This is a genomic window from Aeromonas enteropelogenes (assembly GCF_020097295.1).
Taxonomy (GTDB): Bacteria; Pseudomonadota; Gammaproteobacteria; order Enterobacterales; family Aeromonadaceae; genus Aeromonas; species Aeromonas enteropelogenes.
The window spans coordinates 151,149-173,318 of record NZ_CP083625.1; the positions used below are offsets into that span (position 1 = coordinate 151,149).

Consider the following 22,170-nt stretch of genomic DNA (forward strand, 5'->3'; position numbering starts at 1 on the left):
AATACGCAACCACACCGGAACCTGGAAGTGATTGATTAATATGACGCTACGATTCAGGGACGACATGTTTACCAGGCTGCTGGTCCAGTGCCGGCGCCTCCCCATGACCAGGATTGCCCAGCTGGTATTCCTGGTGCTGCTGCTCATGCTGGCCCAGCAGAGTGCCAGCCTGACCTGGCGTTTGCTCACCCTGGCAAGCCCCCAGCAGAGCGAACCCTGGCAACCGGCCATGGCCGCCACTGCCAGACCGGACAGCCCGCGCATCGAGCTCGATGACATCAGCCGGCTGGCTCTCTTTGGCAAGCCCCTGCCCAGGGCGCAGGACAACACTGCCGTGGCCGCCAATGCCCCCCGAACCCAACTCAATGCCCAGCTCAACGGCGTGCTGGCGAGCTCGGATCCGGCCAGATCGATCGCCATCATCGCCATCTCCGGGCGCCAGAACTCCTACGGTGTCGGGGATATGATCGACGGCACCCAGGCCAAGATCCGCCAGATCTTTGCCGATCGGGTCATCATCGCCCACAACGGCCGTGACGAGACCCTGATGCTGGACGGGGAAGAGTACGGCAAGCCGCTGCCGACCCCGGAGAAACCGGGCAGCACCCTCACCGACCTGCGCCAGGAGCTGATGGCCAACCCGGGCAAGATCACCGATTACCTCAATGTTTCACCGGTGCAGGTGGATGGCCGGATGACGGGCTATCGCCTCAATCCGGGCAGCAATCCGGCCCTCTTCAACCAGAGCGGACTGCAGGCCAATGATCTGGCCATCGCCATCAACGGACTGGATTTACGGGACAACATGCAAGCCATGCAGGCGATGCAACAGATGGCTGGCGCCACGGAAATGACGGTAACCATAGAGCGTCAGGGCGAACAGCTCGACGTCTATGTGAGCCTGGCAGAATAATAATTTTGGAGTCGTACCAAGAATGAGCACTAAAGGGAAAGGCTGGCGTCTGGCTACCATGGCCGCGGCACTGATGATGGCAGGCAGTGCCTGGGCCACCGAATACGCGGCCAGTTTCAAAAACGTCGAAATCGAAGAGTTCATCAACACGGTGAGCAAGAACCTCAACCGGACCGTCATCATAGAGCCGTCGGTGCGGGGCAAGATCAACGTGCGCAGCTATGACCTGCTCAACGAGGATCAGTACTACCAGTTCTTCCTGAGCGTGCTCGACGTCTACGGCTTTGCCGTGGTCCCCATGGACAACGGCGTGCTCAAGGTGCTGCGCTCGCGGGATGCCAAGACCTCCGCCATTCCGGTGGTGGATGGCAACAACCCGGGCTCCGGCGACGAAATGGTGACCCGGGTGGTGCCGGTGCGCAACGTCTCGGTGCGCGAACTCGCCCCCCTGCTGCGCCAGCTCAACGACAACGCCGGCGGCGGTAACGTGGTCCATTACGACCCGTCCAACGTGCTGCTCATCACCGGTCGCGCCGCCGTGGTCAATCGCCTGGTGGAAGTGGTCAACCGGGTTGACCGCGCCGGGGATCAGGAAGTCGACATCATCAAGCTGAAATACGCCTCCGCCGGCGAAATGGTGCGCCTGGTGACCAACCTCAACAAGGATGGCAACCCACAGGGAAGCACCGCCAGCCTGCTGCTGAGCCCCAAGGTGGTGGCCGATGAGCGCACCAACTCGGTGGTGGTCAGCGGCGAACCCAAGGCGCGCGCCCGCATCATCCAGATGGTGCGCCAGCTTGATCGGGATCTCCAGAGCCAGGGCAACACCCGGGTCTTCTACCTCAAATATGGCAAGGCCAAGGATATGGTCGAGGTGCTCAAGGGGGTCAGCTCCAGTATCGAGGCCGACAAGAAGGGGGGCACGGCGGCCACCACGGGGGGCGCCAGCATCGGCGGTGGCAAGCTTGCCATCTCCGCCGACGAGACCACCAATGCCCTGGTCATCACCGCTCAGCCTGACGTGATGGCGGAGCTCGAGCAGGTGATCGCCAAGCTCGATATCCGCCGTGCCCAGGTGCTGGTCGAAGCCATCATCGTCGAGATGCTGGATGGCGATGGCCTCAACCTCGGGGTCCAGTGGGGCAACGCCAATGGCGGTGGCACCCAGTTCACCAATACAGGAGTCGGACTCGGCTCTGCCATCATCGCGGGCAAGGATTACAAGGACAACGGCAACACCGACGGCCTTGGCAACCTGCTGAGCGGCTTCAACGGCATGGCCGCCGGCTTCTACCATGGCGACTGGGCCATGCTGGCCACGGCGCTCGCCTCCAACACCAAGAGCGATATTCTCTCCACCCCGAGCATAGTCACCATGGACAACAAGGAGGCGTCGTTCAACGTGGGTCAGGAGGTACCGGTCCAGACTGGGTCGCAAAGCTCCACCTCGGGCGACAACATCTTCAACACCATAGAGCGCAAGACTGTGGGCACCAAGCTGGTGGTCACTCCCCAGATCAACGAGGGGGATTCGGTGCTGCTCACCATAGAGCAGGAGGTCTCCAGCGTGGCCAAGGCGCAGGCCTCGGGCACCGCAGAGCTCGGACCCACCTTCGATACCCGTACCGTGAAAAACGCCGTGCTGGTGAAAAGTGGCGAGACAGTGGTGCTGGGCGGCCTGATGGACGAACAGACCAAGGAGGAGATCTCCAAGGTGCCGGTGCTGGGGGATATCCCCGTGCTGGGCTACCTGTTCCGCTCCACCGCCAATACGACCTCCAAGCGCAACCTGATGGTCTTTATCCGGCCGACCATACTGCGTGATGCCAATGTCTACTCCGGCATCTCCAACAACAAGTACTCCCTGTTCCGCGCCGAGCAGCTGGAGGCCGCCGCTCAGGATGCCTACCTCACCTCGCCCAAGCGCCAGGTGCTGCCGGAATACGGTCAGGATGTAATGGTCTCCCCCGAGGTGAAAAAGCAGCTCCAGCAGATGCAGCTTCGCCAGCAAAGCACGGTCGAGAGCATCACTCCCTTTGTGCAGAGCAAGCCCTGATGAACGCCTACCAGCTGGACGACAGCGAACTGCCGCCGCCACTGCCCGAACTGCCCTTTGCGTTTGCCCGCAACTTCGGGGTGATCCTCACCGAGCGTGATGGCGCCCCCCTGCTGCAGTGCCGTCAGGGGGTCACACCGCAGGCCCTGCTCGAGGTGCGTCGGGTCGCCGGCGTCCCCTTCACGGTGGAGATGCTCGATGGCGACGCCTTCGAAGAGCTGCTGATGGCCCACTACCAGCGCGACTCCTCCGAGGCGCGCCAGCTGATGGAAGATCTCGGCAACGAGATGGACTTCTTCACTCTCGCCGAAGAGCTGCCCCAGAGCGAGGATCTGCTGGATGCCGATGACGACGCCCCCATCATCCGCCTCATCAACGCCATGCTGAGCGAGGCGATCAAAGAGGAGGCATCGGACATCCATATCGAGACCTTCGAGCGCGCCCTGGTCATTCGTTTTCGCATCGATGGGGTGCTGCGGGAGATCCTGCGCCCCCATCGCAAGCTCGCCTCCTTGCTGGTATCACGCATCAAGGTGATGTCGCGCATGGACATCGCCGAGAAGCGGGTGCCCCAGGATGGCCGCATCTCCCTGCGCATCGGCGGGCGCGCCGTCGACGTGCGGGTCTCCACCATGCCGTCAAGCTATGGCGAGCGGGTGGTATTGCGTCTGCTCGACAAAAACACCATCCGCCTCGAGCTCAAGCAGCTCGGCATGACCCAGCGCAACCGCACCATCATCAGCGAGCTCATCAGAAAGCCCCACGGCATTATCCTGGTGACCGGCCCGACCGGCTCGGGCAAGTCCACCACCCTGTATGCGGCGCTCTCCGAAATCAACTCGCGGGATCGCAACATCCTCACGGTGGAAGACCCCATCGAATATGACCTGGAAGGGGTCGGCCAGACTCAGGTCAACAGCAAGGTGGACATGACCTTCGCCCGCGGCCTGCGCGCCATATTGCGTCAGGATCCGGACGTGGTGATGGTAGGGGAAATCCGCGATCTGGAGACCGCCCAGATCGCGGTGCAGGCATCCCTGACCGGTCACCTGGTGATGTCGACCCTGCACACCAACACCGCCATCGGCGCCATCACCCGGATGCGGGACATGGGGATCGAGCCCTTCCTGCTCTCTTCATCCTTGCTGGCAGTGCTGGCCCAGCGCCTGGTGCGCACCCTCTGCCCGGATTGTCGCGCCCCGCGCCCGGTCACCGAGCAGGAGCGCCTCGCCATGGGTATCGAACTGACCGCCGATCAGCAGATCTGGCATCCGATGGGCTGCGAGCAGTGCAACCACACCGGCTATCGCGGCCGTACCGGCATCCACGAGCTGGTGGTGGTGGACGAAGCAGTGCGCGAGGCCATTCACGGCGCCAGTGGCGAGATGGCCATCGAGCGCCTCATCCGCGAGCACACTCCCAGCATCCGCCGCGACGGCATCGACAAGGTGCTCAAGGGGCAGACCAGCCTGGAAGAGGTGCTGCGCGTGACCCGGGAAGATTGAGATGGCGGCATTCGAATACAAGGCACTCGACAACCGGGGACGCAGCAAGAGCGGCGTGCTGGAGGGGGATTCCGCCCGCCAGGTGCGCCAGCTGCTGCGTGAACAGGGACTCACCCCGCTGGAGGTGAACGAGACCACCGAGAAGGCAAAACGGGAGGCGACCCGCTTCGCCCTGTTTCGCCGCGGTGCCAGCACCGCCGAGCTGGCCCTCATCACCCGCCAGCTGGCAACCCTGGTGGGCGCCGGCCTCACCATCGAAGAGGCCCTCAAGGCGGTCGCCGAACAGTGCGAGAAGGCCCATCTGCGCAGCCTGGTGGCGACAGTGCGCAGCAAGGTGGTGGAGGGGTATTCGCTGGCCGACTCCCTGGGGGCCTTCCCTCATGTGTTCGATCAGCTGTTTCGCTCCATGGTGGCGGCCGGCGAGAAGTCCGGTCACCTGGAGAAGGTGCTCAACCGCCTGGCCGACTATACCGAGCAGCGCCAGCACATGCGCACCAAGCTGCTGCAGGCGATGATCTACCCCATCGTTCTCACCTGCGTGGCCATCGGTGTCATCTCCATTCTGCTCACCGCCGTGGTACCCAAGGTGGTGGCCCAGTTCGAGCACATGGGCCAGCAGCTGCCCGGCACCACCCGTTTTCTTATCGGTACCAGCGAGCTGATGCAGGCCTATGGCCTCTGGTTCCTGCTGCTGCTGTTTGCCGGCAGCCTGGTCTGGCGCTGGTGGCTCACCGACGACAAGCGTCGCCGCCGCTGGCATCAGGTCATCTTGCGCCTGCCGGTGATAGGCCGGGTCAGCCGCGGCCTCAACACAGCCCGTTTCGCCCGCACCTTGAGCATCCTCAACGCCAGCGCTGTACCGCTGCTGGAAGGGATGCGGATCGCCGGTGAAGTGCTCTCCAACGACTTTGCCCGGATGCGGATAGCTGAAGCCACCGAGCGGGTGCGCGAGGGGACCAGCCTGCGCAAATCCTTGGCGGAAACCAGGATTTTCCCGCCCATGATGCTGCACATGATCGCCTCCGGCGAGCAGAGCGGCGAGCTCGACAGCATGCTGGAACGGGCTGCGGACAACCAGGATCGGGAGTTCGAGTCCCAGGTCAACATCGCCCTCGGGGTATTCGAACCCATGCTGGTGGTCTCCATGGCCGGGGTGGTGCTGTTTATCGTGATGTCGATCCTGCAGCCGATCCTCGAGCTCAACAATATGGTGAATTTATAAGGTTCCGGCGTTCGGCGGGCCCCAGTCGGCCAGTCGAACCCATTAAGCAATCTCTGATGGGTCAGCCCATCTCATTCGTTACGGAGCAACTCATGAATAAACGTCGTCAATCCGGTTTTACCCTGCTGGAAGTCATGGTGGTCATCGTGATCCTCGGGATCCTGGCCAGCCTGGTGGTGCCCAACCTGATGGGCAACAAGGAGAAGGCCGACCAGCAGAAGGCGGTCTCCGACATAGTCGCGCTGGAAAATGCCCTCGACATGTACAAGCTGGACAACAACCGCTACCCGACCACAGAGCAGGGGCTGGAAGCCCTGGTCACCCAGCCGACCGTCGATCCGGCGCCGCGCAGCTACCGTGAGGGTGGCTACATCAAGCGCCTGCCGCAGGATCCCTGGGGCAACCCGTATCAGCTGCTGAGCCCGGGCCAGTTTGGCAAGCTCGACATCTTCACCATGGGACCGGATGGCGAAGCCGGCAGCGATGATGACATCGGCAACTGGAACCTGAAGGACTTCCAGTAAGTGAATGCCTGCCCCTGCATCCTGCTTCGCCCTGCCCGCTGAGGCCTGCATGAGAGTCAGTCCGGCCCTTCGTCGCCAATCCGGCTTTACCCTGCTGGAGGTCTTGCTGGTCGCCATGCTGATGGGGCTGGTGGCCACCGCCGTCACCCTCAGCATGGGGGGTGCCCGGGGCGACAGGGAGCTCGACCAGCAGGCACGCCGCCTGATGGCGACCCTGCAGCTGGCACAGGAGTATGCGGTGATGGAGGGGCGTCTGGTGGGTCTTCGCATCGAGGAGAACGGCTGGCAGTACATGCAGCGCGCCGCCCGGGATCGCAAATGGCAGCCGATCGCCGATGACAGACAGCTCGGCCAGGTCGAGCTGCCAGAGAACATGACGCTGGGCCTCGAGCTCGGCGGCTTTGGCTGGCAGCCCGATCCCGACGAGGAGCGCGAGCAGAAACGGGACGAGAAAGAACGCACGCCCCAGCTGCTCATCTTCCCGGGAGGCGAGCTCACGTCGTTTACCCTCACCTTCACCCAGCAGGATGACGATGCCCGCTACATCCGCATCGTCAAGGGGGACGAGTTCGGTCGCCTGACCCTGCTGACCGGTGATGAGGAGCAGCCAGAATGAAGGCGCGCGGCATGACACTGCTGGAGGTGATGGTCGCGCTGGCGGTATTCGCGATCGCGGGCCTGGCGGTGATGAAGACAGCCAGCGAGCACCTCTCGGCCCTCAACTACCTGGAAGAGAAGACGCTGGCCACTTGGGTGGCGGAGAACCAGCTGGTACAGCAAAAGCTCGAGAAGAAGTGGCCCGGCGACAGCTGGGTGGAGGGAGAGGAGCTGCTGGCCGGACAGACCTGGTACTGGCGCTATCGCGGCGTCGCCACCAGCGACAACAACTTCAAGGCGCTGGATATGGAAGTGCGCACCGAGGCGAAATCAGCGAGCCCGGTCGCCATGCTGCGGACCTATATCAACCGATGATGCGCCACCGCCCCCGTCACGCCGGCTTTACCCTGCTTGAGATGCTGGTGGCCATCGCCATCTTCGCCACCTTGAGCCTTGGCGCCTATCAGGTGCTGCAGGGGGTGCTCACCAGCGACGAGGTGGCCAAGCGCAAGGAGGCAAGACTCTACGAGTTGCAACTCGCCTTCACCCTGCTGGAGCGGGATGTCACCCAGATGGTGCCCAGAAGCGGCCGCATCGAGGGCGAAAGCAACAAGGTATTGCTGGCGGCGTCGCGCTTCGGCCAGCAGAGCGATGACTGGGGCATGGCGTTTATGCGCGGCGGCTGGCTCAACCCGGATGGCATGTTGCCCCGCTCCCAGCTGCAGCGGGTCGGCTGGCGCCTCAAGGATCAGACCCTGGAGCGGCTGAGTTATCTCTACCCGGATCCGGTGATCGGCAGCGAGCCACGTATCCAGCCGGTGCTCAAGGGGGTCACGGCCCTGCGCCTCTACTTCTACGATCAGGGACGCTGGCGAGAGGAGTGGACCCAGCGCAGCGTGCTGCCTTACGGGCTCGCGGTCGAGCTGGATCTGGAGGATTACGGCACCATCCGCCGCCAGTTCCTCATCGGTGCCGGTGGTCAGCGCTACGAAGAGAACAGCCAGAGCCAGGACAACCCGGATAGCAGCAACGGGAACAACACCGGCAACGGCGGCACCGATCAGGGGGGCACAGATAACAATGGCGGAAGCGTGAATGACAGCCAGAGTGGAGTCACTCCCAATGAGGGGTAGCGCCCGCCCGGACCGCCAGGGGGGCATGGCCCTGCTGGTGGTGCTGCTGATCCTCTCCGTGATGGTGATCGTCGCCAGCAACATGAGCGGCCGCCTGCAGCTGGAGCTGCGCCGCACCGCCAACCTCACCGCGGGCAAGCAGGCCTGGTGGTATGCCATGTCGGCGGAGGCACTGGTGAGCAAGGTGCTGACCCAGGATTTCAAGGATGACCCCGAGGTGGTGAGCCTGGGGCAGAACTGGGCCCGCAAGGAGGCGGTGTTCCCGCTGGAGGATGGCAAGCTGCGTGGCGAGGTGACCGACCTGCAATCCTGCTTCAACCTCAACAGCCTGGCCGTGGCGAGTGCCGCGGGGGTGGGCGAGGAGCTGGAACAGCAGCCCTATCCGGTGCAGGTGTTTCGCGAACTGCTGAGCCAGCTGGGGATGGAGGATTACGAAGCGGCCCAGCTCACCGATGCCGTGCGCGACTGGGTCGACAAGGATACTGTGCTGGTCTCGAGTCTGGGGGCCGAGGACGCCTATTACGAAGGGCTCAAGCCTCCCTATCTGACCGCCAACCAGTGGATGCTGGGCAAGGATGAGCTGAGGGCGGTGCGCGGGGTCACGGCCAGGGTCTATGCCAAACTGGCCCCCTATGTCTGCGCCCTGCCAAGCAGCAAGCTGAAGATCAATATCAACACGCTGGATCCGGAGCAGCCAGCCCTGCTGGTGGCACTCTACCGGGGCAAGATAGGGCTGGACGATGCCAAACGGCTGCTGACCGAGCGCCCCAAGAAGGGGTGGAAAGAGATCAAGCTGATGACGGATCGCATGGGCGTCCCCCTTGAGAGCATCAAGGGGCTCAAGGAGGCCCTGGTGGTCAAGAGCGACTTTTTCGCCGCCCGCGTGGTCGCCGAGACGGAGGACACCCGCGCCTGGCTGGAGACCCTGTTCCAGCGCGGCAAGGACAACAAACTGGTGGTGCTGCGCCGTTTGAACGGCACCGCCGAATGAGGGAAGCCGAAGCAAGCCTTCGGCACCCGACCGATTTTGGATGCAGCCGGCAGGCTGCGCACCGGCGGCCCACTCGGGGTGCGCCGGCATCGCAGGAGAGAGATGCGTGAGCGAGAGTCTGGTCATCCGTCTGGGGACCAATAAACAACAACCGGTGGCCTGGCTGGTCTGGTCTGCCCAGGAGCAGGAGATCATCGCTTCCGGCCAGCTCCCCTCGGCCGACGCGCTGAGCGAGCTGCAGGAGCGGGCCGGTGGCCGTCCCGTGGTCACCCTGGTGCCGGGCAGCGATCTGCTGTTTCGGCGCGTCGCCCTGCCCGGCCGTTACAGCCGCCAGTCGGCGGCAGCCCTCCCCTACCTGCTGGAGGAGCAGATCGCCTCCGATGTGGAAGATCTTCACCTGGTAGTGCTGGCCCACGATGGCCCCAACGTGGATCTGATGGCGGTGGATCGCCAGAAGATGACCGAGTGGCTTGGCTGGCTCGAAGCCGCCGGGCTCAAGAGCCTGCAACTGCTGCCGGATGTGCTGGCCCTGCCCCCCGCAAGCGACGGCTGGTCGGCTCTGCAGCTGGAGCAAGAGTGGCTGATCCGTCAGGGCCCCTGGCAGGGGATCGTCACCGACGAGACCCTGCTGGCCCTGCTGCTGGCGGCCGAGGCCGAACCGGTCACCATCCACAGCCATACGCCGCCCCCCGCCATGGCAAGTGCCAACTGGCAGGCCGCCGAGCCCGAGCTGCCCATGTTGCTACTGGCCAGGGGGGCGCTCGCCTGTCGCGCCAACCTGCTCACCGGACCCTACCGTCCCCAGACCGAATATGCCCGCTACTGGCAGCAGTGGCGCAAGGTGGCCATCACTGCCACCCTGCTGTTGCTGGTGGCCCTGGTCCAGCGTGGCGCGCAGCTTTATCAGCTGAAACAGCAGGACAAGGCGCTCAAGGGAGAGATCCGCCAGGTCTACACCCGCATCTTCCCCGGGGAGAGCCGCATCGTGAACGTACGCAGCCAGATGGCCCAGCACCTCAAGCAACTGGGGCAGGCCCCGCAAAACGGCATCCTGCTGATGCTGACCGAACTGGCCCCCACCTTCGCCGAGATCCCCGGTCTCAAGCCCCAGGTGTTGCGCTTTGATGCCAGCCGCAGCGAGCTGCGCCTGCAGGTCAGCGCTCCCGGTTATGGCGAGATAGAACGCTTTCGCGAGCTGGCTGGCAAGCGCTTCGAGGTGCAGCAGGGCGAGGTACGCAGCGGCGAGGGCAAGGTAGAGGGCGCACTGGTGCTCAAGGACAAATCATCATGATGGCAAAACTGCATGGGTGGTGGCACGGCATCACCGCCCGGGAACAACGGCTGGTGGCGGCAGGCGGCATACTGCTGTTGATCGGGCTCTGCTACTGGAGCATCTGGCATCCCCTCAACAACCGCATCGCGGAGCGGGAACGCCAGGTGCAAAACCAGCAGCAAACCCTGGCCTGGCTCAAGGAGAAAGGGGCCGAGGTAATCGCCATGCGCGGCAACCAGGTGGTGCCGGCTGATACCGGCGTAACCCTGGAAGGGACGGTCAACCGCACCGCCTTCAACCACAAGATCAAGATTGCCCGCCTGCAACCCCAGGGCAGCGAACTGCAGGTGTGGATCGATACGGTCCAGTTCGATGATCTGCTGCTCTGGCTAGCCACCCTGGTGGAGCAGCACGGCATCCAGATCCAGGTCATCGAAATCGCCCGCGAAGACCTGGCCCCGGGCTTGGTCAAGGTCAGACGTTTGCAACTGAGTCGTCCCCAATGAAACAGCGAATCCTGACTGCCACCCTGTTTCTGGTGGCCTATCTCATCTTCCTGCTGGCCACCCTGCCGGCAGCCCTAATGGCCCGTTATCTGCCGCTGCCTGCCCAGATGGCCAACCTGCTCAAGCTGGAGGGGGTCAGCGGCACCCTCTGGAGTGGCCAGATAGCCCGATTGCAATACGCCAGCGAATCGGTCAGCCAGCTGCGCTGGGAGCTCAATGGCTGGTCTTTGCTGCGCTTCGCCCCCGAGGTGTCGGTGCGTTTTGGCGATCGCCACGGCCTCAATGGCCAGGGGGTGATCGGCTGGCAGGGCAGCCTGTTTGCCCGCGATCTCACTCTCAACGCCCCGGCTCCCTGGCTGCTGGCCCGCCTCCCGCTGCGCCCGCCCTTCCCGCTCACCGTGGCCGGCCAGCTGCAACTCAAGATCGACCAGTTTGCCCAGGGGGCTCCCTGGTGCGACAACCTCTACGGCAACCTCGACTGGTATGACGCCATTGCCGATACCCCGGCCGGCAAGCTGGATCTGGCCGACCCCGAGGTAAAGCTCACCTGCCTCGACTCCAGGGTAGTGGCCGAACTCAAGCAGGGTTCCAATGCGGTAGAGACCCTGGGCCGCCTTGAGCTGCAGGCCAACGGCCAGTACCTGTTCCAGGGCAGCCTGAAGCCGGGGCCGGATCTGCCCGCCCAGATGCAACAGGGACTCCCCTTCCTCGGCCAGCCCGACAGTCAGGGGCGCTTCCCCCTGCGCTATCAGGGACGGATCTGAGCCCCTCCTCTTAACCAGCGGCCCCGGCACTTTGTACCGGGGCCGCTTCTTTTCGCTCGCCTTGGCCTTTTCAGGGGGGAGAGAGAACGCAAGCCAAGGCGTTTCCCTCCTCTACGGGCTCAGCTTTCTTTATCTGAGCCGCTTTGCTTGCTTCACCGACGGCTCTGTTTTGCCTGTCCCGCTTTCTGCTGCCTCTCCCGCTCTTTGCCAGTTAGCGCTTGTCACTCTTCCTTCTATCTCTTTTGCCCCTCTATCACCTTTCTGACGCCCTGACCGTCCTCCCCTCTCTGGTTGATTCCTCATTAACGCGATGTCAATAAAACCCCATCTGAGTGATATTCAGACGATCTGAAAGATCTGGCGGGAATATCAATCAGATTGCATTCGCTTGTGAATTTGAGCCGGTGAAGACAATTTCGCATTTTTCTCGCAAAGCAGGTCAACGCCCCACCGAAAACACATAATTAATTGATTTAAATAAAAATAAATCATCAACCTCTCTTTTTATCTTCGTTATATCGTCTTTTTTCCAATCATGGCACATCGAAAACTGTGAAGAGCGGCAGATCGCTTGGTCAACCAAAGACAATTCATTTAGACCGCGAAATACCAGTAAAACAGGATGTGTCGATACAATAAGGTCAATTGGAGATGATCAAGGCTTGCAGCACGACTCGCCGCCGTCTCGACCGGTTTGTTCATTTGATTTTCAAGCGTTGAGGGAATGGTTATGGAAAAGAAGCACATCTACCTGTTTTGCTCTGCCGGGATGTCCACGTCACTGCTGGTCTCGAAGATGAAGGCGCAGGCAGAAAAATATGATGTCCCCGTGGTGATCGATGCCTATCCGGAGACCCTGGCCGCCGAGAAGGGGGTCGATGCCGACCTGATCCTGCTGGGCCCGCAAATCGCCTACATGCTGCCGGAAATCCAGCAGCAGCTGCCGGGCAAGCCGGTCGAGGTGATCGACTCCATCCTGTACGGAAAAGTGGATGGTCTGGGTGTTCTCAAGGCGGCCGTCGCGGCCATCAAGCAGCACAGCGCACAGTAAGGAGAGGGATGTGAGCAACCTTATCGCATCGATGGAGAAGGCAATCCTGCCGATTGCCGTGAAGCTGGGCAAACAGCCTCACGTCAATGCCATCAAGAACGGCTTTATCAAACTGATGCCCCTGACGCTCGCCGGGGCCATGTTTGTGCTGATCAACAACGTGTTTCTGAGCTTTGGCGAGGGCTCTTTTTTCTACTCCATGGGGGTGCGGCTCGATCCCGCCACCATCGCCACCCTGGATGGCTTCAAGAGTATAGGGGGCAGCGTCTACAACGGTACCCTGGGGATCATGTCCCTGATGACCCCCTTCTTCATCGGCATGGCGCTGGCGGAAGAGCGCAAGGTTGACCCGCTCGCCGCCGGTCTGCTGTCGGTTGCCGCCTTCATGACGGTCACTCCGTTCAGCGTCGGTGAGGCTTACGCCGTCGGTGCCAACTGGCTGGGCGGCGCCAACATCATCTCCGGCATGCTGATCGGTATCGCCGTGGCCGAGATGTTCACCTTCATCGTGCGCCGCAACTGGGTGATCCGCCTGCCCGACAGCGTGCCAGGCTCCGTCTCCCGCTCCTTCTCGGCGCTGATCCCGGGCTTCATCATCCTCTCCATCATGGGGGTGATCGCCTACCAGCTCAACAACGCCGGCACCAACTTCCACCAGCTCATCATGGATACCATCTCCACGCCGCTGGCCAGCATGGGTGGCCTGGTGGGCTGGGTCTATGTGCTCTTCTCCCCGCTGCTCTGGTTCTTCGGGGTACACGGCTCCCTGGCCCTCTCCGCCCTCGAGAACGGCATCCTGGTGCCATTTACCCTGGAGAACGTGGCGCTCTACACCCAGTACGGCTCGGTCGAAGCGGCGCTGGCCGCCGGCAAGGAGTTCCACGTCTGGACCAAGCCGATGCTCGACTCCTACATCTATCTGGGTGGTACCGGTGCGACCCTCGGCCTTATCCTGGCCATCTTCATGGTCTCCCGCCGCGATGACTACCGTCAGGTCGCCAAGCTGGGCCTGCCCTCCGGCATGTTCCAGATCAACGAACCCATCCTGTTCGGCCTGCCGGTCATCATGAACCCGGTGCTGCTCATCCCCTTCGTGATGGTGCAGCCGGTACTGACGGGCATCACCCTGTTTGCCTACTACACGGGCTTCATTCCGCCCATTACCAACATGGCCCCATGGACCATGCCGGCGGGGCTGGGTGCCTTCTTCAACACCAACGGCAGCGTGGCGGCCTTCCTGCTGGCCCTGTTCAACCTGGGGGTGGCCACCATGATGTATGTGCCGTTCGTCATCATCGCCAACAAGGCCCAGAACGTCATCGAAGAGGAAGAAGAGAGCGAGGAAGATATCGCTCAGGCTCTGAAGTTCTGACGACACGCGCGGGAGGAGCCCGGCTCCTCCCGCCAGTTTGGAGAAACGCAGTATGCAGTATCGTTTTCCGGATAACTTCTGGTGGGGCAGTGCCAGCTCGGCACCGCAGATGGAGGGCGCCGCCGCTCGCGGCGGCAAGTCCGCCAACATTTTCGATCACTGGTTTGCCATCGCGCCGGAGCGCTTTCACGGTGGCATAGGCCCGACCGATACCTCCACTTTTTACGACCACTTCGAGAGCGACATCGCCCTGCTCAAGCAGTTGGGCCACAACAGCTTTCGCACCTCCATCTCCTGGTCACGGCTGATCCCGGATGGCACCGGCGAGATCAACCCCGAGGCCGTCGCCTTCTACAACGCTGTGTTTGACCGCCTGCTGGCCGAGGGGATCACCCCGCTCATCAACCTCTACCACTTCGACATGCCCATGTGCATGCAGGAGCGTGGCGGCTGGGAGAGCCGGGAAGTGGTCGCCGCCTACATCCACTACGCCAGCCACTGCTTTGCCCTGTTTGGCGATCGCATCAAGCACTGGTTCACCTTCAACGAGCCCATAGTGCCGGTCGAGTGCGGCTACCTGGGTCACCATCACTACCCCTGCGTGGTCGATTTTAGCCGGGCGGTCACCGTCGCCTACCACACGGCGCTGGCCCACGCCGGCGCGGTGCAGGCCTACCGGGCACGCCAGGAAGATGGCGAAATTGGCATCATCCTCAATCTGACGCCGACCTATCCCCGCTCCCAAGAGCCCGCCGATCTGCAGGCTTCCCGTCGGGCGGATCTGCTGCTCAACAAGAGCTTCCTCGACCCGGCCCTCAAGGGCTGCTACGACCCCGAGCTGATCGCCCTGCTGGAGCAGTACGACTTGCTACCCCAGGTAGCGGAAGGAGACAAGGCGCTGCTCGCCGCCGGCAAGGTGGACCTGCTCGGCATCAACTACTACCAGCCGCGCCGGGTCAAGGCCAAGGACGAACCCTGGTCGGGCACGCCGCGCACCCCGGAAGATCTCTTCGACTATTACGAGATGCCGGGGCGCAAGATGAACCCCCATCGCGGCTGGGAGATCTACGAGAAAGGGATCTACGACATTCTCACCGATCTGCGGATCAACTATGGCAACCTGCCCTGCTACATCTCGGAGAACGGCATGGGAGTCGAGGGGGAGGAGCGCTTCATCGGCCCGCAAGGGCGGGTGGAAGATGACTACCGCATCGACTTCATCCGCGGGCACCTTGAGTGGCTGCACCGCGCCCTCGAGGAGGGTAGCGCCTGTCGCGGTTATCACCTCTGGACCTTTATCGACAACTGGTCCTGGCTCAATGCCTACAAGAATCGCTACGGCCTGGTGCGCCTCAATCTCGAAACCCAGCAACGTACCATCAAGAAGAGCGGTCACTGGTTTGCCGACGTCGCCCGTCACAATGGTTTCAATTAACCGGTTTCAATCAAGGAGAAAGCAAACATGTTCGATCTGGATCAAATCCCCGCAGAGAGCGATACCGCCAGCGATCTGGAAGAGGTAGTGATGGGGCTCATCATCAACTCGGGGCAGGCCCGCAGCCTGGCCTATACCGCCCTGAAGAAAGCCAAGGAGGGGGATCTGGCCGCCGCCCACCAGCTGATGGCCCAATCCCGCGAGGCACTGAATGCCGCCCACCTGGTGCAGACCCAGCTGATCGAGGGCGATCAGGGGGAAGGCAAGATCCCGGTCACCCTGGTGCTGGTGCATGCCCAGGATCACCTGATGACCTCCATGCTGGCCCGTGAGCTGATCAGCGAGCTGATCGAGCTGCACGAGAAGCTGCAGAGCAAGTAATCCCGGGGCGGGGCACCCTGCCCCGTCATAGGTTCGCAGATCAGGAAGCGACTCATGAGCGTCAAGACAATCCGGGAAACCGAGCTGTTCAACAACAAACCGTTCCACATGTTCATCTACAACAAGCAGGTGAGCGGAACCGGTTTGCACCAGCACGACTATTACGAGTTCACCCTGGTATTGACCGGTCGCTACTATCAGGAGGTCAATGGCAAGCGGGTGCTGCTGGAGCGGGGAGACGTGGTCTTCATCCCGCTGGGCTCCAGCCACCAGAGCTTCTACGAGTTCGGCACCACCCGCATCTTCAACGTCGGGATCAGCCGCAGCTACTTTGACGAGCACTTCAAATACCTGCTGCCGGATCACTTCGTCGCCTCCCAGGCCTATCAGCTCAAGAGCGAGTTTCTCAGCTACATAGAGTCGGTGCTGGTCTCCCCCGGTTTTCGGGAAGAGGCGCTGACCGAATTTCTCGAGGTGGTGACCTTTGCGGTGATGAACCGGCTGCGTCACTACAAGGAGGCCTCCGCCAGCGAGGATCTCCCCCTCTGGCTCCACGAGACAGTGGAAAAGATGCACAACCGTCCCCTCTTTGCCGAAGATGCGCTGGCCAACATGGTCTCCCTCTGCGGCAAGAGCCAGGAGTACCTGACCCGGGCCACCCGGCGTTACTACAACAAGACGCCGATGCAGATCATCAACGAGATCCGGGTCAACTACGCCAAGATGCAACTGGAAGTGACCAACAACTCGGTGGCCGACATCGCCTTCGAGACCGGCTACAACGACGTCAGCCTGTTTATCAAGAACTTCAAGAAACTGACCTCGTTTACCCCGGGGAGCTATCGCAAATATCTCTACCCGAAATTTGAAACCCCTGCCTGAGGCGGGGCCCTGTTACCGATGTAAAACAGTGAGTTAGATAACAATTCGCCCATTTTGACCAGCCCCTGCATCAGGCGGCTGCGGCCCCGCTCATCCCTGGCCCGGCGCCAGAGCAGAGCGGCCCCTGTTCAACCAGATAGAGAAAGATGAAAGAGGGATTTATGAACGAGAAAATCAAGGTAGTCACCATAGGCGGCGGCAGCAGCTACACCCCGGAACTGGTCGATGGCTTCATCAAGCGTTATGCCGAGCTGCCCATCAGCGAGCTGTGGCTGGTCGACATTCCCGCCGGCGAAGAGAAACTGAACATCATCTTCAGTCTGTGCCAGCGGATGATCCGCCAGGCCGGCATCCCCATGACGCTGCACAAGACCCTGGATCGCCGTGAAGCGCTGGCAGGCGCCCACTTCGTGACGACCCAACTGCGGGTCGGCCAGCTGCAGGCGCGAGAAAAAGATGAGCGCATCCCCTTGAGCCACGGCATGCTGGGGCAGGAAACCAACGGCGCCGGCGGCCTGTTCAAGGGGCTGCGCACCATCCCCGTCATCTTCGATATCATCCGTGACATCGAGGAGCTCTGCCCGGATGCCTGGCTCATCAACTTCACCAATCCGGCCGGCATGGTGACCGAGGCAGTCCACCGCCACACCAACTTCCGCCGCTTTGTCGGGGTGTGCAACATCCCGGTCGGCATGAAGATGTTCGTCAAGGATGCCCTGAAGCTGACCGAGCAGGATCATCTCTCCATGGATCTGTTCGGCCTCAACCACCTGGTCTTCATCGGCGACGTGCTGGTGAACGGCGAGTCCCGCTTCGACGAGCTGCTGGAAGGGGTAGCCGACGGCACCCTGACCCGCGCCAGCTCGGTCAAGAACATCTTCGACCTCCCCTTCGATGCCAGCCTCATCCGCGGGCTGCGCCTGCTCCCCTGCTCCTATCTGCGTTACTACTTCAAGGAGAAGGAGATGCTGGGGATCGAGATGGGCGAGTTCTACAAGGGCGGGGCCCGCGCCCAGGTGGTGCAGGAGGTCGAGAAGAAGCTGTTCGATCTCTACCAGAACCCCGAGCTGTGCGAAAAACCCAAGGAGCTGGAGCTGCGTGGCGGCGCCTACTACTCGGATGCCGCCTGCGAGGTGATCAGCGCCATCTACAACGACAAGCAGAGCGAGCACTATGTCATCATTCCCCACCAGGGCCATGTCACCAATATCCCGGCCGACTGGACGGTGGAGATGACCTGCCGGATCGGACGTGACGGCGCCATCCCCCACCCCCGCCTCACCCGCTTTGACGACAAGGTGAATGGTCTGGTCCACCTCATCAAGAGCTTCGAGATCGCCGCCTCCCGGGCCGCCATCAGCGGCAACATGGAGGATCTGCTGCTCGCCATGAACCTCAACCCGCTCATCCACTCCGACAACGATGCCCGCCTCGTTGCCCGCGAGCTGTTGCTGGCCCACCGCGAACATCTGCCGAACTTCGCTGCCGCCATCGACGCCCTCGCCTGAGACCATCGCGCCCCGTTTGATTACGAGCGGGGCGCCTGAAAGGAAGAGAACCGTCATGAGCAAGAGATTGATCATCAATGCCGACGACTTCGGTCTGTGCCGCGCCCAGAACTACGGCATCATCGAGGCCTTCACTCAAGGCGTCGTCAGCTCCACCACCGCCATCGTGACCTCCCCAGCCATCGAGCATGCCGCTTGGCTGGCCGGGCGTTTCCCCGAGCTGCCGGTCGGGCTGCACTTCATGCTGAGCTGGGGACGCCCGCTCACCCCGCTCACCTGCCTGGTCAACGAACAGGGAATGCTGGACAAGGGGATCTGGCAAAAGAGCGAGGCGGGCACCCTTGACCCAGAGGAGATCCGCTGTGAGCTGGCAAGCCAGTACCAACGCTTTATCAACCTCTTTGGCAAGGCACCCACCCATATCGACAGCCACCACCATGTGCATATGCTGCCGACTCTCTACCCGCTGGTGGAAGCCTTTGCCATGGAGCACCGGCTGCCCCTTCGCATCGACCGCGGCGAGATCGCCCGCCATGGCCTGAGCGTGCACCATACCCTGAGCTGCGATCAGTTTGACGCCCGCTTCTACGGGGAGCAGCTGACCCGGGACACCCTGCTGCAGCTGCTGGACGAGGCTGATGAACTTGGGGCCAGTTCCCTCGAGATCATGTGCCACCCCTCCTTCATTGATCTGGAGATGCAGGGCAGCTCCTATTGCCAGCCCCGCCTCACCGAGCTCGCCATCCTAACCGACCCGGCCCTGCCGCCACTCATCGCCAAACGGGGCTATCGCCTCGCCAACTATCGGGAGTGGCACACTGAGTCATAAACAGGGCTGCCAGCATGAGAAAATGCCGGAAAAGGAAACGGCGGGGGAGCCTGGTGGCCCCCCCGTCGCGTTTATGATGAAATCGGTCAATTTGGCTGCTGCATCACTTTTGAGCAGGGTAATTCCTTGTATATTCATTCATTTGCTGCGAAGCAAACCTGCCCGGACGGGACGTGATCGCCCTGTTGCGTGACAGGGTACCGTCACCTTCCCGGGTCATTGTTTACATGGACAATCTGCACGGACAACGCGCACGGAGAATGCCAGATGAAACTAGCCCCCATCGCCATCGCCCTGCTGGCCGCCAGCTCGGCTTATGCCGTCAGCCCCGCCAAACCCACCGCCCAGACCATCTACCTCGGGGGTGACATAGTCACCGTTAACGACGCGGCGCCAACGGCTCAGGCACTGGCCATCAAGAATGGCCGCATCCTGGCGCTGGGCAGCGAGGCCGACATCCTCAAGCTGCGCGACGAGGCGACCCGGGTGATCGACTTGCAGGGCAAGACCCTGATCCCGGGCTTTATCGATGGCCATGGCCACGTCTTCAACACTGGCATTCAGGCGCTCTCGGCCAACCTGCTGGCCCCGCCCGATGGCGCCGTGACCCGCATAGCGGACCTGCAGCAAGGGCTGCGCGACTGGGTCGCCAAACCGCAAAACAAGGCGCACGGGGTTATTTTGGGATTTGGCTATGACGACTCCCAGCTCAAGGAGAAGCGCCACCCCACCCGTCAGGAGCTGGATGCGGTCTCAGAGGATCTGCCGGTGATCATCATCCACCAGTCGGGCCACCTCGCCACCCTCAACAGCAAGGCGCTGGCGCTGGCCGGCTTCAGCCCGCAGAGCAAGGATCCGGAAGGGGGCAAGATCCGCCGTGAAGCGGATGGCAAGACCCCGAACGGCGTGCTGGAGGAGACCGCCTTCTTCGGCGCCTTGCTGCCGATGTTCGCCAAGCTGAACAACCAGGAAAACGAGGCAATCTTCAAGGCGGGCATGGCGCTCTACGCCAGCTTCGGTTACACCACGGCCCAGGAGGGGCGCGCCTCCTCGTCCGCCGTCAAGACCATGTACCAGCTGGCCCAGAAAGAGAAGCTGCCCCTCGACGTGGCGGCCTATCCCGATATCCAGATCGCACGGGATGTCATCGCACCGCCCTACTATGCCCAGCAGTACATGAACGGCTTTCGGGTCGCGGGCGCCAAACTCAATCTCGATGGCTCCCCCCAGGGCAAGACCGCCTGGCTGACCCAGCCCTATTTCATCCCGCCAGCAGGACAAGAGGCCGGCTACAAGGGCTACCCCAGCATGAGCGACGAGCAGGCCGCCCATTACATCGAACTGGCCCAGCGCAACGGCTGGCAGCTGCTCACCCACGTCAACGGGGATGCCGCCATCGATCAGCTGATCAAGGGGGTGGAGGCCAGCGAGAAACTACATGGCAAGCCGGATCGCGGCTTCGTCGCCATCCATGCCCAGACCGCCCGCAAGGATCAGGTCGCATCGTTCCAGCGGCTCGGCATCTTCCCCTCCTTTTTCCCGATGCACACCTTCTACTGGGGGGACTGGCACAGTGACTCCGTGCTCGGCAAGGAGCGGGCGCAGCATATCTCCCCCACCGGATGGGCGCGGGAGCTGGGGATGATCTTCACCTCCCACCACGACTCGCCGGTGGCGCTGCCTGACTCCATGCGGGTCTATTATGCGACCGTCAACCGGGTCAGCCGCACCGGACGCCCCATCGGACCGGATCAGCGAGTCTCCGCGCTGGAAGGATTGAAAGCCCAGACCCTGTGGGCGGCGACCCAATACAAGGAGGAGCGCAGCAAGGGTTCTCTCGAGGTGGGCAAGCTGGCGGACATGGTGGTGCTCTCGGCCAACCCGCTCAAGGTGAAACCCGAGACCCTGGCCGATATCCGGGTCGAGGAGACGATCAAAGAGGGGGTCCCCGTCTATCAACGTGACGCGCAGAGCGCCGGCACCTCGCAAGGCTGCGCGGACTCGGCACGCTGCAGCGCCGTGGCCACCACGGCGATGGTGGCGGCCGGCATGCTGCATCATCAGCCGCACTGATCGCACTGGCCTGACGCCCTGGCGCGTCGGGCCACCTTGCCCCGAATCGCAGATACGAAAAAGCCCGGTCGAATCATCGACCGGGCTTTTTCATCAATATGGCGGAGGAGGTGGGATTTGAACCCACGGATGGTCGCCCATCGCCGGTTTTCAAGACCGGTGCATTCAGCCGCTCTGCCACCCCTCCGAACGGCGTGCATACTACGTCAAGCCCTTGTTCATATGCAATACATATTTGTTTTGGGATAGTAGGAGGCAATGAGCTGGGGTGTCGCTTGAAATCAGCACTCGTCATCCCAACCTTCAGTGCATACAATGCGATGAACGAAGCGGAATTTGCCGCTTCACCCGGAAATCAAGAGGACACCAAGATGGATACCCGTTCTATCTACACAGGCACCCAAAGTGCCGTACGCGATACCAACAAGGTACTGCGTAACACCTATATGCTGCTTTCCCTGACTCTGGGCTTCTCTGCCGTGGTGGCGGGGGTCGCAACCGTGATGAACATGCCGCCCCTGCACTGGGCCATCTTCCTCATCGGCGTTTACGGTCTGATGTTCCTGACCGAGAAGAACCGCAACAACGGCATGGGTCTGGTGTTCACCTTCGCCCTGACCGGTCTGCTGGGCTATAGCCTGGGCCCCATCATCAACATGTACATGAACAACGGCGGCGGCGAAATCGTGATGACCGCGCTGGGCGGTACCGCGCTGACCTTCTTTGGCCTCTCTGCCTATGCCCTGACCACCAAGCGTGATCTCTCCTTTATCGGCGGCATGCTGTTCGTCGGTTTCTGGGTACTGCTGGTGGCCATGGTCGCCAACATCTTCCTGCAGATGAGCGCCCTGAGCCTGGCGCTGTCCGCCATGTTCATGCTGTTCTCCTCCGGCGCCATCCTGCTGACCACCCAGCAGATCGTACGCGGCGGTGAGACCAACTACATCTCCGCCACCGTGACCCTGTATGTCTCCATCTACAACATCTTCCTGAGCCTGCTGAGCCTGCTCGGCGGCAACCGCAACTGATAGATGCCGATGATGAACAAGACCCCGCTGCGGCGGGGTTTTTATTGGTCCACGATTCTGTCAGGATAAGTTGCAGATCAAGGAGATGAAGCCAAGTGGCCCTGATCCAAATCAGGGCCATGCCGAT

At 62.1% G+C, this 22,170-nt stretch carries 21 protein-coding genes and 1 tRNA gene; 21 read left to right on the plus strand and 1 reads right to left on the minus strand.

Annotated features, from left to right (window positions below; translation table 11 throughout):
* Nucleotides 1-40 precede the first annotated feature (40 nt).
* From exeC to LA321_RS00765, 20 genes are all read left to right on the plus strand, one after another.
* Complete coding sequence (gene exeC / locus LA321_RS00670) at nucleotides 41-913, plus strand: GspC family type II secretion system variant ExeC (RefSeq protein WP_042073007.1); 873 nt, start codon at nucleotides 41-43, stop codon at nucleotides 911-913.
* 22 nt (nucleotides 914-935) lie between these two features.
* Nucleotides 936-2,969 (plus strand): GspD family T2SS secretin variant ExeD, encoded by a 2,034-nt coding sequence (gene exeD, locus LA321_RS00675; RefSeq protein WP_042073008.1) that lies wholly within the window; start codon nucleotides 936-938, stop codon nucleotides 2,967-2,969.
* Entirely contained in the window at nucleotides 2,969-4,474 is a 1,506-nt protein-coding gene (gene gspE, locus LA321_RS00680; RefSeq protein ID WP_042073009.1) for a type II secretion system ATPase GspE, read from the plus strand. The genes exeD and gspE overlap by 1 nt, the downstream gene beginning before the upstream one ends.
* 1 nt (nucleotide 4,475) lies before the next feature.
* A complete protein-coding gene (exeF, locus tag LA321_RS00685; RefSeq protein WP_042073012.1) occupies nucleotides 4,476-5,696 on the plus strand; it encodes a GspF family T2SS innner membrane protein variant ExeF in 1,221 nt (406 codons plus the stop codon).
* A 92-nt stretch (nucleotides 5,697-5,788) separates the two neighbouring features.
* Nucleotides 5,789-6,220, plus strand: a complete 432-nt coding sequence (exeG, locus tag LA321_RS00690; protein ID WP_042073013.1) for a GspG family T2SS major pseudopilin variant ExeG — start codon at nucleotides 5,789-5,791, stop codon at nucleotides 6,218-6,220.
* Nucleotides 6,221-6,269: 49 nt separating this feature from the next.
* The gene (gene exeH / locus LA321_RS00695; protein WP_042073370.1) at nucleotides 6,270-6,836 is read left to right on the plus strand and encodes a GspH family T2SS minor pseudopilin variant ExeH; all 567 of its coding nucleotides are present in this window, start codon (nucleotides 6,270-6,272) and stop codon (nucleotides 6,834-6,836) included.
* Nucleotides 6,833-7,192 carry a GspI family T2SS minor pseudopilin variant ExeI gene (gene exeI, locus LA321_RS00700; RefSeq protein WP_042073014.1) on the plus strand — a complete coding sequence of 120 codons (360 nt, stop codon included), beginning with the start codon at nucleotides 6,833-6,835 and terminating at the stop codon, nucleotides 7,190-7,192. The genes exeH and exeI overlap by 4 nt, the downstream gene beginning before the upstream one ends.
* Nucleotides 7,192-7,950 (plus strand): type II secretion system minor pseudopilin GspJ, encoded by a 759-nt coding sequence (gene gspJ, locus LA321_RS00705; RefSeq protein WP_042073372.1) that lies wholly within the window; start codon nucleotides 7,192-7,194, stop codon nucleotides 7,948-7,950. The genes exeI and gspJ overlap by 1 nt, the downstream gene beginning before the upstream one ends.
* Nucleotides 7,940-8,941, plus strand: a complete 1,002-nt coding sequence (exeK, locus tag LA321_RS00710; protein ID WP_156141173.1) for a GspK family T2SS minor pseudopilin variant ExeK — start codon at nucleotides 7,940-7,942, stop codon at nucleotides 8,939-8,941. The genes gspJ and exeK overlap by 11 nt, the downstream gene beginning before the upstream one ends.
* A gap of 106 nt (nucleotides 8,942-9,047) precedes the next feature.
* Nucleotides 9,048-10,232 (plus strand): GspL family type II secretion system protein ExeL, encoded by a 1,185-nt coding sequence (gene exeL / locus LA321_RS00715; RefSeq protein WP_082043460.1) that lies wholly within the window; start codon nucleotides 9,048-9,050, stop codon nucleotides 10,230-10,232.
* Entirely contained in the window at nucleotides 10,229-10,720 is a 492-nt protein-coding gene (gene exeM / locus LA321_RS00720) for a GspM family type II secretion system protein ExeM (RefSeq protein WP_042073016.1), read from the plus strand. Before exeL ends, exeM begins: the two co-directional genes overlap by 4 nt.
* Nucleotides 10,717-11,484: a GspN family type II secretion system protein ExeN gene (gene exeN, locus LA321_RS00725; RefSeq protein ID WP_042073019.1), complete on the plus strand. Its 768-nt coding sequence runs from the start codon at nucleotides 10,717-10,719 to the stop codon at nucleotides 11,482-11,484. Before exeM ends, exeN begins: the two co-directional genes overlap by 4 nt.
* Before the next feature lie 730 nt (nucleotides 11,485-12,214).
* Nucleotides 12,215-12,535 carry a PTS sugar transporter subunit IIB gene (locus tag LA321_RS00730; protein ID WP_026457940.1) on the plus strand — a complete coding sequence of 107 codons (321 nt, stop codon included), beginning with the start codon at nucleotides 12,215-12,217 and terminating at the stop codon, nucleotides 12,533-12,535.
* A 10-nt stretch (nucleotides 12,536-12,545) separates the two neighbouring features.
* Nucleotides 12,546-13,907, plus strand: a complete 1,362-nt coding sequence (gene chbC / locus LA321_RS00735; RefSeq protein WP_042073020.1) for a PTS N,N'-diacetylchitobiose transporter subunit IIC — start codon at nucleotides 12,546-12,548, stop codon at nucleotides 13,905-13,907.
* A gap of 52 nt (nucleotides 13,908-13,959) precedes the next feature.
* On the plus strand, nucleotides 13,960-15,342 hold the full coding sequence (locus tag LA321_RS00740; RefSeq protein WP_042073022.1) for a glycoside hydrolase family 1 protein: 1,383 nt from the start codon (nucleotides 13,960-13,962) through the stop codon (nucleotides 15,340-15,342).
* Nucleotides 15,343-15,369: 27 nt separating this feature from the next.
* Nucleotides 15,370-15,723: a PTS N,N'-diacetylchitobiose transporter subunit IIA gene (gene chbA, locus LA321_RS00745; RefSeq protein WP_026457347.1), complete on the plus strand. Its 354-nt coding sequence runs from the start codon at nucleotides 15,370-15,372 to the stop codon at nucleotides 15,721-15,723.
* A 54-nt stretch (nucleotides 15,724-15,777) separates the two neighbouring features.
* The gene (gene chbR, locus LA321_RS00750; protein ID WP_026457346.1) at nucleotides 15,778-16,605 is read left to right on the plus strand and encodes a transcriptional regulator ChbR; all 828 of its coding nucleotides are present in this window, start codon (nucleotides 15,778-15,780) and stop codon (nucleotides 16,603-16,605) included.
* Nucleotides 16,606-16,766: 161 nt separating this feature from the next.
* A complete protein-coding gene (locus LA321_RS00755) occupies nucleotides 16,767-18,113 on the plus strand; it encodes a 6-phospho-beta-glucosidase (RefSeq protein ID WP_042073023.1) in 1,347 nt (448 codons plus the stop codon).
* Nucleotides 18,114-18,168: 55 nt separating this feature from the next.
* Nucleotides 18,169-18,942: a chitin disaccharide deacetylase gene (chbG, locus tag LA321_RS00760; RefSeq protein WP_042073025.1), complete on the plus strand. Its 774-nt coding sequence runs from the start codon at nucleotides 18,169-18,171 to the stop codon at nucleotides 18,940-18,942.
* A 267-nt stretch (nucleotides 18,943-19,209) separates the two neighbouring features.
* Nucleotides 19,210-21,015, plus strand: a complete 1,806-nt coding sequence (locus LA321_RS00765) for an amidohydrolase (RefSeq protein WP_042073026.1) — start codon at nucleotides 19,210-19,212, stop codon at nucleotides 21,013-21,015.
* A gap of 99 nt (nucleotides 21,016-21,114) precedes the next feature.
* Here the strand turns inward: LA321_RS00765 and LA321_RS00770 are convergent.
* Nucleotides 21,115-21,202, minus strand: a tRNA-Ser gene (locus tag LA321_RS00770).
* A 184-nt stretch (nucleotides 21,203-21,386) separates the two neighbouring features.
* Here LA321_RS00770 and LA321_RS00775 point away from each other — a divergent pair.
* Nucleotides 21,387-22,043: a Bax inhibitor-1/YccA family protein gene (locus LA321_RS00775; protein WP_026457102.1), complete on the plus strand. Its 657-nt coding sequence runs from the start codon at nucleotides 21,387-21,389 to the stop codon at nucleotides 22,041-22,043.
* Nucleotides 22,044-22,170: the final 127 nt, after the last annotated feature.

Excerpts from the sequence above, each read along its gene's own strand:
- exeC (WP_042073007.1), top strand. The coding sequence starts at position 41 with ATGACGCTACGATTCAGGGACGACATGTTTACCAGGCTGCTGGTCCAG.
- exeD (WP_042073008.1), top strand. The coding sequence starts at position 936 with ATGAGCACTAAAGGGAAAGGCTGGCGTCTGGCTACCATGGCCGCGGCA.
- gspE (WP_042073009.1), top strand. The coding sequence starts at position 2,969 with ATGAACGCCTACCAGCTGGACGACAGCGAACTGCCGCCGCCACTGCCC.
- exeF (WP_042073012.1), top strand. The coding sequence starts at position 4,476 with ATGGCGGCATTCGAATACAAGGCACTCGACAACCGGGGACGCAGCAAG.
- exeG (WP_042073013.1), top strand. The coding sequence starts at position 5,789 with ATGAATAAACGTCGTCAATCCGGTTTTACCCTGCTGGAAGTCATGGTG.
- exeH (WP_042073370.1), top strand. The coding sequence starts at position 6,270 with ATGAGAGTCAGTCCGGCCCTTCGTCGCCAATCCGGCTTTACCCTGCTG.
- exeI (WP_042073014.1), top strand. The coding sequence starts at position 6,833 with ATGAAGGCGCGCGGCATGACACTGCTGGAGGTGATGGTCGCGCTGGCG.
- gspJ (WP_042073372.1), top strand. The coding sequence starts at position 7,192 with ATGCGCCACCGCCCCCGTCACGCCGGCTTTACCCTGCTTGAGATGCTG.
- exeK (WP_156141173.1), top strand. The coding sequence starts at position 7,940 with ATGAGGGGTAGCGCCCGCCCGGACCGCCAGGGGGGCATGGCCCTGCTG.
- exeM (WP_042073016.1), top strand. The coding sequence starts at position 10,229 with ATGATGGCAAAACTGCATGGGTGGTGGCACGGCATCACCGCCCGGGAA.
- exeN (WP_042073019.1), top strand. The coding sequence starts at position 10,717 with ATGAAACAGCGAATCCTGACTGCCACCCTGTTTCTGGTGGCCTATCTC.
- LA321_RS00730 (WP_026457940.1), top strand. The coding sequence starts at position 12,215 with ATGGAAAAGAAGCACATCTACCTGTTTTGCTCTGCCGGGATGTCCACG.
- LA321_RS00740 (WP_042073022.1), top strand. The coding sequence starts at position 13,960 with ATGCAGTATCGTTTTCCGGATAACTTCTGGTGGGGCAGTGCCAGCTCG.
- chbA (WP_026457347.1), top strand. The coding sequence starts at position 15,370 with ATGTTCGATCTGGATCAAATCCCCGCAGAGAGCGATACCGCCAGCGAT.
- chbR (WP_026457346.1), top strand. The coding sequence starts at position 15,778 with ATGAGCGTCAAGACAATCCGGGAAACCGAGCTGTTCAACAACAAACCG.
- LA321_RS00755 (WP_042073023.1), top strand. The coding sequence starts at position 16,767 with ATGAACGAGAAAATCAAGGTAGTCACCATAGGCGGCGGCAGCAGCTAC.
- chbG (WP_042073025.1), top strand. The coding sequence starts at position 18,169 with ATGAGCAAGAGATTGATCATCAATGCCGACGACTTCGGTCTGTGCCGC.
- LA321_RS00765 (WP_042073026.1), top strand. The coding sequence starts at position 19,210 with ATGAAACTAGCCCCCATCGCCATCGCCCTGCTGGCCGCCAGCTCGGCT.
- LA321_RS00775 (WP_026457102.1), top strand. The coding sequence starts at position 21,387 with ATGGATACCCGTTCTATCTACACAGGCACCCAAAGTGCCGTACGCGAT.